Source organism: Streptomyces sp. CHD11 (assembly GCF_018638295.1).
GTDB lineage: Bacteria > Actinomycetota > Actinomycetes > Streptomycetales > Streptomycetaceae > Streptomyces.
This window is the reverse complement of record NZ_JABTTS010000004.1, coordinates 14306-31726: the sequence shown is the minus strand read 5'-3', so window position 1 is coordinate 31726 and position 17421 is coordinate 14306. Positions and strand designations below refer to the sequence as shown.

Annotated in this window: 8 protein-coding genes and 1 pseudogene; 7 read left to right on the top strand and 2 right to left on the bottom strand. The window is 74.1% G+C overall.

The features are described 5' to 3' along the window. Positions 1 to 131: 131 nt before the first annotated feature. The gene (locus tag HTV45_RS05700; RefSeq protein ID WP_215204506.1) at positions 132 to 797 is read right to left on the bottom strand and encodes a type III effector protein; all 666 of its coding nucleotides are present in this window, start codon (positions 795 to 797) and stop codon (positions 132 to 134) included. Between the two features lie 128 nt (positions 798 to 925). Here HTV45_RS05700 and HTV45_RS05695 point away from each other — a divergent pair, with 128 nt between their 5' ends. From HTV45_RS05695 to HTV45_RS34045, 4 genes and pseudogenes are all read left to right on the top strand, one after another. Continuing rightward, positions 926 to 1363 (top strand): Hsp20/alpha crystallin family protein, encoded by a 438-nt coding sequence (locus tag HTV45_RS05695; RefSeq protein WP_215204505.1) that lies wholly within the window; start codon positions 926 to 928, stop codon positions 1361 to 1363. Between the two features lie 94 nt (positions 1364 to 1457). Then, entirely contained in the window at positions 1458 to 1880 is a 423-nt protein-coding gene (locus HTV45_RS05690) for a DUF2267 domain-containing protein (RefSeq protein ID WP_215204504.1), read from the top strand. Positions 1881 to 1950: 70 nt separating this feature from the next. Next, on the top strand, positions 1951 to 2391 hold the full coding sequence (locus tag HTV45_RS05685) for a DUF2267 domain-containing protein (protein WP_215204503.1): 441 nt from the start codon (positions 1951 to 1953) through the stop codon (positions 2389 to 2391). After that, positions 2277 to 2684, top strand: a pseudogene (locus HTV45_RS34045) (hypothetical protein); the annotation flags it as partial. The gene HTV45_RS05685 and the pseudogene HTV45_RS34045, both read left to right, overlap by 115 nt. A 53-nt stretch (positions 2685 to 2737) precedes the next feature. Here HTV45_RS34045 and HTV45_RS34040 read toward each other — a convergent pair. Beyond that, positions 2738 to 2977 (bottom strand): DoxX family protein, encoded by a 240-nt coding sequence (locus HTV45_RS34040; protein ID WP_308309179.1) that lies wholly within the window; start codon positions 2975 to 2977, stop codon positions 2738 to 2740. Between HTV45_RS34040 and HTV45_RS34975 the strand changes: the two genes are divergently transcribed. From HTV45_RS34975 to HTV45_RS05665, 3 genes are all read left to right on the top strand, one after another. Next, on the top strand, positions 2920 to 3456 hold the full coding sequence (locus tag HTV45_RS34975; protein WP_308309226.1) for a winged helix-turn-helix transcriptional regulator: 537 nt from the start codon (positions 2920 to 2922) through the stop codon (positions 3454 to 3456). The genes HTV45_RS34040 and HTV45_RS34975 overlap by 58 nt on opposite strands. A gap of 386 nt (positions 3457 to 3842) precedes the next feature. After that, on the top strand, positions 3843 to 7889 hold the full coding sequence (locus HTV45_RS05670; RefSeq protein ID WP_308309178.1) for an amino acid adenylation domain-containing protein: 4047 nt from the start codon (positions 3843 to 3845) through the stop codon (positions 7887 to 7889). Beyond that, a complete protein-coding gene (locus HTV45_RS05665; RefSeq protein WP_215204500.1) occupies positions 7886 to 17407 on the top strand; it encodes a non-ribosomal peptide synthetase in 9522 nt (3173 codons plus the stop codon). The genes HTV45_RS05670 and HTV45_RS05665 overlap by 4 nt, the downstream gene beginning before the upstream one ends. Positions 17408 to 17421 lie beyond the last annotated feature (14 nt).

Here is a 17421-nt window from a genome sequence, read left to right as displayed (position 1 = left end):
CCGTGCCGGCCGGGGCGGACGGCCGGTGTTGGTCCCGGTCCCGGCTTCGGCTTCGGCTCCGGCTCCGGCTCCGGCTCCGGCTCCGGTGGATCCCAGCGGCACAAGCCGGCCGGGGCGGACGGCGCCACCCGTCACCCCGGGGGCCGGCGCTCGACGTTCCCCGATGCGCGGATCCGGTCGGTGTGGCGGGTCAGGGTGTCGATACGGGTGATCAGCTCCGACTGGTCGACTGCGAGGTGATCGCGGGCCCGTGCCAGTGGACCGATGAGACCGGCGGCGTCGTCACGGCCGAGTGCCTGCAGGAGGGGGGTACGGGCCTCGGCCGGAAGACCGGTGAGCGCGGTGATCTGGCCGGCGAGCTGGCGCAGGTCGCCGGCGTTGCCGCGGGCCCAGGCCGTGACGGCCCGGTCCCCGGCACGGCGGTCCCGGGTGGCCTGCACACGCTGTTCACCGGTGGTGCCGGGGGCTCCCGGGCGCAGACGCAGATAGCGCCGTTCGGCGGCCTGCCGACTGGCGACACCGAGGGGCTGGGCGAGATCCGCCCAACTGGCTCCCGCGTCACGCGCGGTTTCGATCAGCCCCGTCTCCCAGCCCGCGAGATGGGCGCGGATCCGACGCAGGAGCAGCAGGGCGGCGAGGGCCTGATCGGAACTGACATCGTCGCCGGGCCATCGCCCGGACTGTGCGGCCTGTGCGGCCTGTGCGGTGTGGACGGCTTCGTCGATCGCCGCCAGTGCTGCCTCGGCGGCGAGGAACGACGCGGGCCGCGCACCGGCTTTCTGGGCGTCTGCGGTCATGATTCACCCCACTGGACTGGCGTCACCCGACAGGCGACATCGTCACTTGTCATCGTTTCGATGACATGTTACAAGAGATGCAGGAAGCAGCGCATGAGCGGTTCCGCTCGTACAGGAGGTGTTTCACGATGCTGATGCGCACCGACCCGTTCCGTGAGTTCGACCGGCTCACCCAGCAACTGTTCGGCACCACGCCCGGCACCTGGTCGCGTCCCTCGGCGATGCCCATGGACGCCTACCGCGAGGGCGACGCCTACGTGATCGCGCTCGATCTGCCCGGAGTCGACCCGGACGCGATCGACATCGACGTCGAGCGCAACATGCTGACCGTCCGGGCCGAGCGCCGCCCCGTGGCCGAGAGCGACGACGTCCAGTTGGAGCTCGCGGAGCGTCCCCTGGGTGTCTTCTCCCGCCAGGTGGTGCTCGCCGACTCCCTCGACACCGAGCGCATCACCGCCGACTACGACGCGGGCGTGCTGACCCTGCGCGTCCCGATCGCCGAGCGGGCCAAGCCACGGAAGGTCGCCATCGGAGCCGGCGAGGAGCGCAAGGAGATCGCCGGCTGAGGCGAGGCCACCACGGCCGGCGGAGGGCGGGCCGCCTCCCCGCGGGCGCCCGCCCTCCGCCCGCCGGCACGACCGTCAGGGCAAGGAGGACCCGATGGCCATGCGTTGGGACGTGTTCCTCGACCAGGTGCGGGAACGCGGCGGATACGGGACCCGCGCGGAGGCGGACCGTGCCTCGCGTACCGTGCTGGGGCTGCTGGGCGCCCACCTGGTCGGCGAGGTACGGGCGGAGCTGGCCGCCCGGCTCCCGGAGACCTTCGCTCTGATCCTGCTCAATCCCCTCCAGGCCGCCGAGCCCCTGTCCGCCGAACGGTTCGTGCGGGCCACCGCGGCGTGGATCGAGGGGGCCACCGAACAGACCGCGGCCTGGGACATCGGCGCCGTGCTCAGCGTGACCGCCGACGCCGCGGGCGAGGAGCTGACCCGCCGCATCCTGCTGCAGCTCCCACCCGGATACGACCTGCTCTTCGGCCGGCCGCAGGACGCCAAGGCCCTCGGCACCCCGTGCGGTGACTGAAGCCCGCCGTTCCCGCGGCCGCCGGCCGACACCGTCACCACCCTACGAGTGAGAAAGGCACCCTTCACCGATGCAGACCACGACGGCCCCGGCCACGGTCACCACCCTCCCGGCCATGTCGTACGGCCAGTTGCTGGAACAGGTGCGCTACCACGGCGCCTACCCCACCCGCGAACGGGCCGAGGAGGTCGTCTTCACCGTCCTGGCCGCCCTCGGCCGCCGCGTCACCGGCGAGGAACGCGTGGAGCTGGCGGCCCGCCTCCCCCGCGAGGCCGCGCAGATCTTCGCCGCCCAGATCCCGGCCACCGACTCGATGACCGGCTGGGCCTTCGTCAGGGACCTCGCCACCCGTACCGGCGGGACCCTGGCCACCACACGCTGGGACGCCGGCTCCGTCCTGGGCGTCGTCGCCCGCATCGCGGGGCCCGACCTGCTCGACCGCATCCTCGCCCGGCTCCCCTCCGGCTACGCGATCCTCTTCGGCCGCGCGGAACTCACCCAGGCGGCCTGACTGCGCGCGCCAACTGGTTCACCCCGGCCGCGCTGCGCGTCCCCGCCTCGGCGAAATACCGGGTCTCGCCCCATGGCAACCGCAGCTGCCCGCGCGCCGAGGGGCCGACGCCGGAGCGGGCGTCGACGGGCGAGCTGCCCAGCGAGGGCATGGTCCTCGGCGCCGTCCAGGTCCCGCCGGACGGGCGTCCCGTGGTCTTCCTCCACGACCATCCGACGACCGGGGGCTATCCGGTCCTCGCGGGTGTCGCGGAACCCGCCCTCGCGGCGGCGGGGACGCCGGTGCGCTGCACACTCGACCGAGGCGCCGGCGGTCCGGGGGCGGGCGTCACCGACGTCAACCGGTCTCAGCAGTCCGGACGCTCAGCGCGTGACGGCGCGCATACGATCAGGGCGATGGCGATCAGGGTGAGAACGGCCGCCGGGGGTGTGCCCTCGTGGTCACCGACCCGCAGGTGGGCGGCGACCACGCCGGCGAAGTAGAGGGTCAGGCCGACAGCCGCGGCGATCCCGAGCGTTCCACCGAACGCTGCCTCGGCTCCAGGACAACGGGCTCGTCGAGCGGCGCGCGTACGCCGGGGCGCCACCGCGCGTGGAGTACAGCCCGACCGGGATCGGGCGCACCCTGGAGGATCCCATCAGAATGCTCAGCGCCTGGGCGAGGGACCACGGTGAGACGACCGCCCCTTCTGAGGAGAGACCGCCGGGGCGAAGAACACGTCCAGGGGTCCCCGACTTCCGTTCGCCGGGTGACGTCGGAATGCGGGTAGCGAGGGTGTTCGCGGGCCGGGTCGGCTGCCTTCACTTCCGCCGCGTCGAGCGCGCCGAAGGCGGTGACATGGCCGTACGGGATGGGTGCAGGCGTCTGCGGATGCGAATCCGATACCGGGCGCGGCGTTCCCTCCCTCGGTATTTCCTCACTCTGGTCAATTCCCCGCGCGCGAGTGCCCTTGGCCCGGCCTCACCGTCACAACTGGCCTGTCCGTCACGGCCTCCCGCCCGCCCGAGGAGGGTGCCTCGGCCGCCGACCGACGTGATGCGCCTGGAGGGCCCTCACTCCTCATGAACTGGGCTGATCTGCGCGTGCGCCCGGCGAGAGGCGGCAGAAAGAGCAGTCCCGCATTTTCTTGAGGGCACTGCGGAATGTCAAGTGTTGACATGCGCACGAGCCGTGACTGATCATCATCGATGGCATCACGAGGTCTTCCGGCGAGCCGCATTCCCGCCTTCTTTCCCCTTCGAGAGCAGATCACCGGGCAGTTCTTCCGTCGTATCCCCTTACGACCGCTCAACGACGAGCCGACGCATCCTCCCCTCTCCCTACTCACCTCCGCGCACCCTCACTCCGCCGACACCGGGAGCGCGCCCTTCTCTGCGCCCGGCCGTCCGGTGATCCCGGACCGCCGTGTTCCCCTCCCCCAGTCCCCTCTGACGGGAAGACCAGGTAAGCCGGTGCACCACACCCCCGCCTCCGTCCCCGCGCCTCGCTCGTGCGCGGACCCCGACAACCGCGCCGAGGCCGCCCCCCGCGTCCGGCCGGCCTCCTTCGCCCAGCAACGCCTGTGGTTCCTCGCACAGTTACCCGGCGCGAATGCCGCGTACAACGAGACCGTGGCGCACTCGCTCACCGGCCCGCTCGATCACCGGGCGCTGGCCAGGGCCCTGGACGCCCTCAGTGATCGGCACGAGACCCTGCGCACCCGGCTGGTGGCCGAGGCCGGGAGTGTCCAGCAACTCATCGATCCGCCCGGCACCGGCTTCGCGCTGACCTCGCACGACCTCAGCGCCCTCGCCGACCCCGACGCCCAGGTCACCGCCCTGCAACACCGAGAGGCGGAAAAGGAGTTCGACCTGGAGGCCGGCCCCCTCGGGCGCGGCCGCCTGCTGACGCTGGCCGCCGAGCGCCACGTGCTGCTCCTGACGTTCCATCACAGCATTTACGACGGCGCTTCGTTGAACGTCATGATGCGGGAACTCGGCGTGCTCTACGCGGCCTTGCGTGCGGACGGCCCGGTCCCCCTGGCACCGCTCGCCACGCAGTACGCCGACCACGCCCGAGCCCAGCGCGAGGCGGTACTGGCCGGTGCCCTCGCGGACCAGGAACGCTACTGGGAGCAGGCACTGTCGGACGCGCCGCCCGTTCTCGATCTGCCGACCGACCGGCCGCGTCCGGTGGAGCAGCGGTACGAGGGGGGCCGGGTCGAGTTCGAACTGGGCTCGGACGTTGTCTCGGCGCTGCGTGCGCTGGCCCGGGCGCACAGTGCGACCCCGTTCGTGGCCGTGCTGACCGGCTGGAGCAGTCTGCTCTCCCGCCTGTCCGGCCAGGACGACATCGTTGTCGGCAGTCCGGTGGCGAACCGGCGCGGGCCCGGCGCGGCCGGCCTCATCGGCTTCCTGGTCAACTCGCTTCCACTGCGCGTCGATCTGTCCGGTGCGCCGACCGTCGCCGAGGCGCTCACCCGTACCCGGGCTGTCGTCCGCGAAGCACTGGCCCACCAGGACCTGCCCTTCGAACGCATCGTCGAGCTGGTCAATCCGCCTCGCAGCGCCGCTCGCACCCCGCTGTTCCAGACCATGCTGGCCTGGGTCCCGGACCGCCGGAGCCTGCTGGACCTGCCCGGTGTCGAGTCCCGGCCGCTGCCGATCGCCGACGCCCCGGCCAAGTTCGACCTCGCACTGTCCGTGACCGAGTCCGAGGGGCGTCTGCTCTGCCATCTCGACTACGCCACCGCCCTGTTCGACGACGCCACGGCGCGGCGCTGGGCGGAGTACCTGCGGCGGCTGCTGACCGACATGGCCCACCGTCCCGACCGTGACATCCGGGATCTGGAACTGATGGGCCCGGAGGAGTCGCGGCGGCTGGTGCGCGACGGCGACGCCACGCCGTCGGGCGACGGGGGACCGGAGAACGATCCGGAGGCCGCCGATGCGGAGGCCGGCCCCGTCGCCCTCGCCCTGCGGTCGGCCTCCGGAATCGCGGCACTCTTCGAGGCCCAGGCTCGGGCGCGGGGCGGACTGACCGCAGTGGTCGACGGGGAGCGGTCGCTCGACTACGCGACCGTGGACCGCCGCGCCAACCGGCTGGCGCACGCCCTCGTCGCCAGGTCCGTGCGCCCCGGTGACGTGGTGGGCCTGCACGCCGGACGGTCGTGCGACCTCGTGGTCGGCATCCTGGGCATCCTCAAGGCGGGCGCCGCCTACCTTCCGCTCGACCCCGGGCAGCCCCGCGAGCGGCTCACCGGCATGGTCGAGGACGCCGCCTGCCCCGTCGTACTGAGCGACCAGGGCGACGACACGGGCCGGCCCATGGGTTGGCTGGCGCTCGCTGCCGTCGAATCCGAGGGGGCGGAGAGCGAGCGGCCGCCGTCCGGCACCGACCGCGCGCCGGACCGCACGGCATACGTGATCTACACCTCCGGGTCCACGGGCCGGCCCAAGGGCGTCGCGGTGGAGCACCGCAGTGTCCTCAACCTCTTCGCCACCTGGCACGACCGTATGGGCACGGCCCCCGGCGAGGCCAATTCGGCCTGGTCCAGCATCGGCTTCGACGTCTCCATCCACGAACTGCTGCTCCCCCTGGCCACCGGCGGTGTGCTACACCTCGTCCCCGAGGCGCTGCGCGGCGACCCGGAGACCCTGCTGGTGTGGCTGCGCGAGCGTCGGGTGACCCAGGCGTTCCTGCCGCCGGCCTACGTCAAGTGGATCGACGAGGACCCCGCCGTACGGCTGCGCGGGCTGGCGCTGCGCAAGCTGCTCACCGGAGTGGAGTCGCTCGCCGAGGCCGCCCTGCACCGCATGACCCTGCACCTGCCCGGCCTGCGGATCTGCTTCGGCTACGGGCCCACCGAGGCGACGCTGTACAGCACCGCCTACTACACGCCGCGTCCGCTGGAGCGTCCCTGCCCCATCGGCCGCCCGCTCCCCGGCACCCGTCTCTACCTGCTCGACGACCGTATGCGGCCCGTGCCGCCGGGCGTGGTGGGTGAAGTGTACCTCGGCGGGTCCTCCCTCGCCCGCGGCTACCTCAACCGCCCCGACCTCACCGAGGAGCGGTTCCTGCCCGACCCGTTCGTGCCCGGCGAGCGGATCTACCGCACCGGCGACCTGGCCAGGCGGCAGCCGGACGGCGAGGCGGTCTACGCGGGGCGCGCGGACGACCAGGTCAAGGTGCGCGGGTTCCGGATCGAACCGGCGGAGATCGAGGCGGCGTTCATGGCACTGCCCGGTGTCCGGGAGGCCGTGGTCCTCGCCGACCGCGACGCCGCGGGGCAGGTCCGGCTGGTCGCCGGGGTCGGCCGGGGTACGGCACCGGCGCGTGCCGCCGGCGACTGGCGCGCCGCGCTCTCCCGCCGTCTGCCCGACTACATGATCCCCGCCGTCGTGGTCGACCTCGACGCCCTGCCACTCAACCGCAGCGGCAAGGCCGACCGTGCCGCCCTGCTGGCGCTGGCCCACGAGCGGACCTCCACTCGGGTCAACACCGCCAGCCCGCGCGACCACGTCGAGCACGCCCTGTACCGGATATGGCGGAGCGTGCTGCTCCATCCGGACATAGGCGTCGGCGACGACTTCTTCGAGGTGGGCGGCACTTCCCTGGCGGCCATCAAGATGGCCCACGCCGTCACGGAGGCGTTCGGCCGGCATCTGCCGGTGGCCGAGGTCATGACGCGGCCCACGATCGAGGCGCTCGCCGCGCTGCTGCGCGAGGACGGCGCCGACTCCGCACCGGGCAGTCTCATCGAGTTCCGGCGTGGTGCGGGACCGCGGGTGGTGTGCGTCCACCCGGCCGGGGGCACCGCGTTCTGCTACCTGCCGCTGGCCGAGCATCTGCCCGCCGGGGCGGGGCTCTACGGTATCCAGTCGCCGGGCGTGAACCCCGGCGAGGACGTCCTGCCCACGGTGGAGGCCATGGCGGAGGGGTATCTGCGCCTCCTCGGCCCGATGGACGAGGGCCCCGTCGTGCTGACCGGCCTGTCCTACGGAGGGCTGGTCGCCCACCGGATGGGGGAGATCCTCGGCCGGGCCGGGCGCCGTGACGTCAGTGTCGTCCTCCTCGACACCCAGGCCACCGACGACGCCGCGGCCCGTGCGGCGATCACCGCCGTCGACGAGGCGGAGTTCCGCGACAAGCTTGTGAGGTTCAACGGGATGTATCCCGGCATGGACGACGCGCAGATCGAGCGCTACTTCCGGCTGTACAACCACAACCGGTCGACGGCCCGGGAGTACCTGCCCGCCGCCTCCCCGACCCGCCTGGTCCTCGCCCAGGCCGTGCCGGACGGTGACGACACGCCGTTCCACGCCGAGGTCCGTGCCTTCTGGCGGCGGCGGGCTGAGGGCGACTTCCAGGTCGAGACCCTCGCCTGTGGCCACTGGGAGATCCTCGAAGGTGCCGAAGCGGTCCGTGTCGGTGCCCTGCTGACGGCGGAGCTGGCCCACCACGGCCACCGGTCCGCGCCGGCCTCCACCGCCGGCCTCCCCGTGGCGGGAGCCCGATGAGCACCGACGTCACCTCCCCTTCCGACGGCGCCCCCCCGAGCCGGTCGGCCTCCGCTCTCGCCGACGCGGTGCTCGCCCGGGTCCGGCGCACCCCGGCCGCCGTCGCTGTCGAGGACGGCACGCACGTGCTCGACCACGCCGGCCTCGACCGCCTCAGCGGCCGGGTCGCCGCGCGGCTGCGCGACCTCGGGGTGGGCCCGGGGCAGGCCGTCGCCGTCTGCCTGCCGCGCTCCTGGCGGCTGGTGTGCGTGATGCTCGGCATCCGTCGCGCCGGTGCCACCGTCGTCCCCCTGGACCGGCTCAGCCCTGCCGACCGGCAGCGGCACATCCTCGACGACTCGGGCGCCGTCGCCGTCGTCCACGACGAACTCTCGCACGTCGGCGGAGAGTTCTTCGCCCTCGGCGCCGACCTGCTCCTGGGCGACGAGGAACCGGACGCGGTGCGGGACGCCCGGACCGACTCGCCCGCGAAGGCGCCGGCGGACACCGGGGACACCGGGACGGGTTTCGTCTTCTACACCTCCGGCAGTACGGGCCGCCCCAAGGGCGTCGAGGTCACCGACGCGGGCGTGCTGCGGCTCGCCGAGCCCGGATACATCGGCCTGCGGCCCGGCGCCCGGTACGCCTGTCTGTCCAACCCGGCCTTCGACGCTCTCAGCTTCGAGGTCTGGGTACCGCTGCTGACCGACGGTGTCTGCGTGATCCTCGACGACGAGCAGGTGCACAGCCCGCACCCGCTCGCCGGGGCTCTGACGGACCGGCGCATCAGCACACTGTTCATCACGGTCGCGTTGTTCAACACGGTCGTCGAGAGGGTGCCCGACTGCTTCAGTACCGTCTCCCAGGTCCTCGTCGGCGGCGAGCAGCTCGACGCGCGGCTGATCCGCCGGTGGTACGAGGCCAACACCGCCTCGCGCACCGTCCTGCACAACGTGTACGGACCGACGGAGGCGACCACGTTCGCCCTCTGCCATCCGATACCCCGGGACTTCGCGGGCGTCACCGTCCCTCTCGGCACCCCGCTGCCCGGCACGCGCACGTTGCTGCGCACCGAGGACGGACGCACCGCGGAGCCGGGGGAGATCGCCGAACTGCTCCTCGCAGGACCTGCGCTGGCCCGGGGTTACCGCAACCTGCCCGTGCGGACCGAGCGGAGTTTCGTCATGCTGCCGGACCCGGAGGGCGAGGCGGGCGGCGAGGAGCGCTGGTACCGCACGGGCGACCTCGTGCGCCGGGACACCGAGGGCCGGGTGACCTACGTCGGCCGAGCGGACCGCCAGGTGAAGGTGCGCGGCTTCCGCATCGAGCCGGGGGAGGTGGAGCGAGGCGTCCTCGCCCACCCGGCCGTGCGCCAGGCGTACGTGTGCACCCGCCGCGACGAGGCCGGCCGCAACGAACTGCTCGCCTTCGTCGTCGTCCCGGGCGGCGAACCCGGAGAGCTCTCCTTCGACGCCTACGACCGGCACCTCACGACCGGGCTGCCCCCGTACATGCGGCCCCACCACACCCATCTCGTACCGGAACTGCCGCTCACCGCCACCGGCAAGGTCGACCGGGACGCGCTGCTGCGCGACGCCCCGCCGCCGTGGCGGCGCTCGTACGAGGGCGAGGCGCGCGTCAGCGACGAGCAGCGGCCCGTGCTCGATCTCGCCGAGGGCATCCTCGGGGTGGCCGGCCTGCGCCCCGACGACCGGTGGATACCGCACGGCGGCGACTCCCTGAAGGCGCTGCGTTTCCGCTTCGAGGTCATGCGGCGATTCCGCGTCGACCTGCCGCAGGGCCTGGTGCTCACCGCCGACTTCGCCGCCCTCGCCGAGGCCGTGCACGCCCAGGACGCCGCGACCGGCGAGCATCCGCCCGTGCCCGCCGCCTCCGGCGAACCGACCGCGCCGGCCACCAGGGAGCAGGAACGCCTCTGGTTCCTGCACCAGCGGGACCCAGCGGACCGCGCCTACGACGTACCGCTCGTCTTCCGCCTCCGGGGCGGCGTCGACCGGGCGGCCCTGCGCCGGGCGGTGCGCGGGCTGGTGGAACGGCACACGGCCCTGCGGACGCGACTGGTCCCCACCCCGCACGGGCTGCGCCAGCGGGCGGGCGACCCGTACGACCCCTGGGAGCCGCTCGACGGAGGCGAGGGCCTGAATCTCGGGGACCTCGACGGCGGCGGGGGCGAGGGGTGGCGGGACCTCGCCGACCGGTTCTTCGACCACCGCTTCGACCTCACGGACACCCGTATGCTGCGCGCCGCGTGGGTGGGCGGTGCGGACGCGGGGGTGCTCCTGCTGCACCTGCACCACGTCGCCGTGGACGGCTGGTCGCTCAACCTCCTCTTCCGCGACTTCGGCGACGCCTACGCCGCCGCGCTGCGTGGCGAGTCGGGCGGGCCCGGCACCACGTCCGCGTGCACACCGCTGGACTTCGCGCGGTGGCAGCGGGAGTGGCAGGCGAGCGCTGCGTACGGACGGCGACGGGCCCGGCTCGGCGAGCACTACGGCCGTGACGGCGAGCTGTCGCCCGTCCTGCCCGCCTCGGAGGCGGTGACCGTCCGGCCCCGGGCGAGGCTGCTGCGGACCTCCCTCGACCTGGTCCGCCGGGCCGGCCTGGACCGGCTCGCCGCCGAACGCGGTGTGACCCGCTTCCAGTTGCTGGTGTCCGCGTTCGCCGCGAGCTTGTACGGGGTGACCGGCCAGGAGCGTCCCCTCGTCGCGTCGCCGGTCTCCGGCCGGTCGCGGCCCGAGTTCGCCGACGCCGTCGGCATGTTCGCCAACACCGTGCTGCTGAAGTTGGAACTGCGCCCCCGCGACGGTCTGGCCGCCCACCTCGCGTCGCACGCCGACACCGTCCGGGACGTCCTGGAGGACCAGGAGGTGGCCCTGGCCGACCTGTTGTCCGATCCGGTGCTCCGCGAGCGCGCCCCCCTCTTCGACTATCTGTTCGTCCTGGAGAACACCGACTTCTCCGCGCTGCGGCTGGACGGCTGCGAGGTGCGACCCGTGTGGCCCGAGCCGCTCGGCGCCAAGTGCGCGCTCGCCCTGTCCGTCGTCGAGCACGAGTCCGGCTTCGACTGCCTGTGGGAGTACCGCGACGATTTCGGCGCCGAGCGCGCGGAGGCGGCGGCGCGGCTGTTCCGACGGTGCCTGGACCACTTGGCCGGCGGCGACGACATCACCTTGCGCGCTCTGATCGCCGACCACCGCCACGGTCTGCCCGACACCGGCCGGGGCGAGGCGCTCGTCCCCGACTTCCCGACCGTCGCCGACGGCTTCGCCCGGCAGGTGGCCGCCACCCCGCACGCCCCGGCCCTCACGGACGGCGGAACGACCCTCACGTACGCCGAACTCGACGCGCTGGCCCACGCGTTGGCGACCGATCTGCGTGCCCGCCATCCGCTGCCGGCCGACCCCGCCGCTCCGGCGTCCGTCGCGCTCTACCTCCAGCCGTCCGCCGAGCACATCGTGGCGCTGCTGGCCGCCGCCCGGTTGGGCGTGACCGTCGTCCCCCTCGACCCGGCCTATCCGTCGGCCCTGCTGCGGCACGTGCTCGACCAGGCGGACCCCCTGTGCGTGCTGGTGACCCGGCGGGACCTCGGTGTCCTGGAGACTCTCGCACCGCCGTCGCTCCCCCGCCACGTCGTCACCCTCACCGACACACCCGCCGGCACACCCGCCGCAGTGCCCGTGCCGTACGCACACGAGGGGCTGCGCCCGCTGTACACGCTCTTCACATCGGGCTCCACCGGCGTCCCCAAGGGCGTCCAGGTCCCCGACCGGACCCTGTGCAACCTGCTGACCTGGCAGCGCGTCACGGGCGGACTGGACCGGCCGGCCCGTACCCAGCAGTTCTCGATACTCTCCTTCGACGTCTCCTTCCAGGAGATCTTCACCACGCTGTGCTCCGGGGGCCTGCTGCACCTGGTCGATCCTGGCTGGCGGCACGACGCGCCGGCCCTGCTCGAACAGTTGGAGGCGGCGGCGGTGGAACGTGTCTTCCTGCCGTACGTGGCGCTCCAGTTGCTCGCCGAACACGGTGTCCGCACCGGGCGGTACCCGTCGCGGCTGCGCGAAGTCGTCACCGCGGGCGAGCAGTTGGTGTGCACCGACGCGATCCGCCGCTGGTTCGCCGGACTGCCGGGTGCGCGTCTGTTCAACCACTACGGTCCCACCGAGACCCATGTCGTCAGCGCCCTGTGCCTGGAGGGCGACCCGGCCGGCTGGCCGCTGCGCCCCGCCATCGGGCGACCCGTGGCGGGCGCGGCCCTTCGGGTGGTGGACGGCAGCGGTCTCCCCGTCGCGCCGGGGGCCACCGGCGCGCTGCTGATCGGCGGGCCCATGGCGGGCCGCTGCTACCTCGGTGACCAGGCCGCGCACCGCGAACGCTTCACCGACGATCCCGAGCTGGGCGTGCTGTACCGGACCGGCGACCTCGCCCGTTTCGACGCGCGGGGCCTGCTCCACTACGCGGGGCGGGACGACGCCCAGATAAAACTCGCCGGTCACCGGCTGGAGCTGGGACAAGTAGAGGCCGCGCTCCTTCAGTACCCGGGTGTGGTCAACGCGGTCGCGGCCGTGGCGGGCGGCCGCCTGGTCACCGCGCTGGAGTGCCGGGGCGAGAGCCCCGATCCGGCCGGGCTCGCGGAACACCTGTCGGCGCTGCTGCCCGCCCATGTACGCGTCGCCCGCTTCCGTCGCGTGACCACGCTGCCGCGCACCCCGAGCGGCAAGCTGGACCGGCGCGCGACGCTCACCGCCCCCGGTCACGATCTGCGCCAGGAAGAACCGGCCGCCGCCGACCTGTCACCGCTGGAGGAGCGTCTGACGGCCCTGTTCGAGGACGTCACCGGCACACCGGTCGGCGTGCGGCAGCGGTACTTCGACGCCGGTGCCACCAGCCTGGACCTCATGCGGTTCCAGCTCGCCTGCGCGGGCGAGGACGGGCTCTCCTTCTCCGTACCGGACCTCTTCGAACACGTCACGCTCCGCGCTCTCGCCGGTTTCCTGGAGGGGCGGCGCGGAGGGGAGCACGCGACGGCTCACGTGGCGGTACGACCGGACGGAAAGGCGGGCGGTGCCCTTCCGGGCCGGGTGAGGGGCGTGGCCGCGCGGGACCGGGACAGCGGGGCGATCCGACCCGGCCGGGACGCCGGCGTGGTGCGACCGGCCCCGGAGGCCGCCGACGAACCCATTGCCGTCATCGGCATGGCCGTGCGGCTGCCGGGCGCGCCCGACCTGGCCGCCTTCTGGGACCTGGTGACCTCCGGCCGCCGTGGCATCGAGCACTTCCCCGCGGCGGACGGACGCGTCGGTGCCCGCAGCCAGATGGCGGGGCTCCTCGCCTTCGACGCGGGTCGCTTCACCCTCAGTCCGGGCGAGGCCCGGCTCATGGACCCGCAACAGCGCCACCTGCTGATGAGCTGCGTCGAGGCGCTCGCCCACGCCGGGATCGGCGACCCGGCCGGCCGGGGGGTGGGGCTGATCGCCGCGTGCGGGGAGAACACCTACTTCCAGCGCATGCTGCGCGAGGGCGATCCGGACGCGCTGCCCGACGCCTTCCGGCTGGCCCTGCACCACGAGAAGGATTTCCTCGCCACCAAGGCGGCCTACCACCTGGGGCTGACCGGCCCCGCCCTCACCGTGCAGTCGGCGTGCTCGAGTTCACTCGTCGGCGTACACCTCGCGGCAGGGCTGCTGCGCCAGGGCGACGCCGAGGTCATGCTCGTCGGCGGTGTCCTCGTCGACACCGAACTGACCGGCGGCTACACCTACCGGCCGCAGCACATCTTCTCCCCCGACGGGCACTGCCGGCCGTTCAGCGCGGACGCCGCGGGCACCGTGGGGGCCAGCGGCACCGGTGTGGTCGTCCTGAAACCCCTCGCCGCCGCCCGCCGCGACGGCGACACGGTGTACGCGGTCGTCACGGGTTCCGGCATCAACAACGACGGATCGGACAAGCTCAGTTACAGCGCGCCCGCCCGCTCCGGCCAGCGGGCCGCGATCCGTGCCGCCCTGCGCCGCAGCGGCCGTACGGGAACCGACCTCGCCTATGTGGAGGCGCACGGCACCGGCACCGCCCTGGGCGACCCGGTGGAGGCCGCCGCGCTGCGCGACGCGTACTGTCTGGCGGACGACGCGGGCGTGGCGCTGTCCTCCGTCAAGAGCCAGATCGGGCACCTGGGTGCCGCCGCGGGCGTCGTCGGCATGGTCCGTGCCGTGCTTGCCGTCCACCACGGGGTGGTCCCGCCCACTGCGGACTTCGACCGCCTCAACCCGGAGATCGACGCGGGGCCGTTCCGGGTACCGGTGACGGCCGAGCCCTGGCCCCGGGACGTGCCCCGGGTGGCCGCCGTCAGCAGTTTCGGAATTGGCGGGACCAACGCCCACCTGCTCCTGGAACACCCCGCCGACCGGCCGGCCGGACCGGCAGCCGGCACCGCCGCACCCGCTGCCACGCCCGCCACGGCGCCCGCCGCTGTGCCGTGCGTGGTGCTCTCCGCGAGCAGCGAGGCCGCCCTGCGTGCCGACGGCCGTCGCATCGCCGACTACCTGGACGCGCACCCCGCCACCTACCCCCAGGTGTTGCGGCACCTTCAGGCCGGGCGCCCCGCGCTGGGTCAGCGGGCGGCGGCGGCGTGCCCGGACGCCGCGTCGGCCTCGGCCTGGCTGCGCGCGCCCGCGCCGGTCGCCGTCCAGGCCGCCCGGGAGGAGGTGCCGGTGCGGAGCGGCGACCCGCGTCAGCTCGCGGAGGCGTGGACGGCCGGTCGCACCGTCGCCTGGCCCGAGGGACCGGCCTGCGCTCCCTGGGACTTTCCGCCGCCCGCTCTCGACCTGTCCGAGTACGACTTCCCGCGCGTCCCCGGCCGGGCCGCGCCCCCGCCGGTCCCGGAGGGCGCCGACCCGCCGTCTCGACGGCTGCCCTCCGATCAGTGGCTGCACCAGCCGCAGTGGACCCGGCTGCGCCGGGCCCGTACCGGTGTTCCCTCGGGACCGGGCACGGCCATCGGCGCGGCTCCCGGCGCCGTGAACGTCCCGGGGACGCCGACGGACGGTCCCGCGGAGTCCCGTACCGCACCGCGTACCGCCCTCGTCATCACCGCGGACATGGGCGGTGGCACCGGCGGCGATATCGGTGCGGACACCTGGCGGTTCCTCGAAGACCACTACGCCCGGGTGGTGCGGGTGCGCCCCGCGACGGCTCTCCGCCGACTCGCCGACGACCGTTACGAGGTCGCCCCCGGCGACGCGGCCCAGCTCGTGGCCCTGCTCACCCTCGTCGGCGACGGTGCTGCCCGGACGGAGGGCGGAGCCGACGGCATCGACTGGCTGCACGCGCTGCCCCTGGCCCTGGACGGCCGGGTCGACGAGCACGCGCTGGAGGACGCCCAGCGGGTCTGCCTCGACGCGGTGGCCGCACTGGGCAAGGCACTCGCCGGCCTGCCGGACGCCTCGAGGCCCCGCGTGTGGCTGCTGTCGCACCGGGCACAGCCCGTCACCGGCGCCGTCGCCACACCTCTGGCCGGCCTCCTCGCGGCGGGCATCGAGACACCCCGCCAGGAACTGGGGGTGGTCCCCCGCTGGATCGACCTGCCCGGCCCCGACCCGGCGGACTGGGCACCGTACCTGCCGGACCTGCTGCGTGACGACACGCTGGCCCCGCGCGTGGTCGCCCTGCGCGACGGCTACTGGTGGCATCGCCCGGTCCAGCCGGTCCCCGCGCCCGCATTCCCGTCCACCGCCGACCGGGTGGCGGAGCCGGGTACGCATCTGATCCTCGGCGGGACCGGCGGAATCGGTGTCACGCTGGCCGCCCGTCTGCTGGCGGACTCCGCCAACCGCGTGGTCCTGGTCGCCCGCGGCACCGAGGTGCCGGCGGGGTTACGGCCGTACGGGGACCGTGTGACCCTGGTCGGCGCCGACCTCGCCACGGAGGACCTGGACGCGATCGCCGACCGGCTCGCCCCGCACCTGGACGGCCTCGCCGGTGTCGTGCACGCGGCAGGCACGGCCGCGGGCGGGCTCCTCGCCGGGCGAGTGGCCGCCACGGCCCGCCGCGCCACCGCGGCCAAGCTGCGCGGCGCCCTGCTCGTCGAACGGCTCGCGGTCCGCCACACCCCGGCGTACGTGGCCTACTGCTCGTCGATGGCGGCCCACCACGGCGGGGTCGGCCAGTTCGACTACGCGGCGGCCAACGCCTGCCTGGACGCCTTCGCCCACCACGCGCCACCGGCGGGCGGCGGGGCGACCGTCCGGTTGAGCATCGGCTGGGACATCTGGGACGAGGTCGGCATGGCGCGGCAGGCGCCGGCCGGCGACACCCGCCACCAGGAGCACCTGAAGGTCGCGCTCACCCCCGAGGACGGCGCGATGGTCTTCGCGCACGCCCTGAGCCTGCGACTGCCGCACCTGATGGTCAGCACGACACCTCTGCCGCAGGCCCGGTTCTTCTACGAGGCGAGGCCCGCCGCCCACCGGGCCCGGTCGGGGGCAGACGCGAGGGAGGCCGCGGCCGGGGGAGCCCTGTCGGGCGAACCGGCGGCCGGCCTCACCGAGGTTCTGTGCGAACTGCTCGGCGTCGACACCGTCGACCCCGACGCCCCCCTGTACGACCTGGGGGCCGACTCGCTGACCCTCCTGGAACTGCTGGAGGAGGTGAAACGCCGTCACGGCACCGACATCGACCTCGCCGACCTCGGCCACCACGTGACCCTCACGGAAATCCTGGGGAAGCTGGGCGGCGGCGCCCGTCAGCCCGCCCAGCCGGGCGCCGAGGCGGAGGTCGAGGTCTGGCAGCGCGGCACCGGCGAAGACGTCCTGTGCCTGGTCCATCCGGTCGGCGGCGACATCCAGGCGTACCGGCCGCTGGTCTCGGCCCTGCCCGCCGAACTGACGGTCTGCCTGATCCCCGACCCGGCGCTGCGCGACCCGCGGCTGCCCGCCCGGTCGATCGCCGACCGCGCCGCCGACTATCTGCGGGCCGTGCGGGCCGCCTTCCCCGACGCGGGTCCCCGGCTGCGGCTGGCGGGCTGGTCGTTCGGGGCGTGGACCGCCCTGTCGATGGCAGCCCTCGCCGAACGGGACGGACGGCCCGCGGCGGGCCTGTATCTTCTCGACCCTCCGCCGCCCGGCTCCGGAACGGAGTTCGCCGCGTACGACAAGGCGCAGGTGGACGAGGTCTTCGTCCGTGAGCTGGGCGGCAGCCGCGCCGACGGCCTGACCGATCCGGGCCGCGCGTACGCCGAGCGCCTCGCCCGCTGCTGCCGGGCGAACCTGGCCGCCATGGCCGAGCACCGGCTGCCGCAGGTCACCACGACACCCACCACGGTGTGGCTCGCCGAACGCCCGGTGGACACCCCCGTGCTCGCTCCGCGGCCGACACCGCCGGGCGCCTGGGACGCGCACCTGCCCCGGGCCTCGCGGGTGCGCCGGGTCGACGCCGACCACTACGGCCTCGTTGCCGCGCCGCACGCGCGCGACGTCGCCGCCATACTCGCCGCCGGCCCGCGCCCCTCCACCCGGCAGCCCTGAGGAGGCACTCCCCC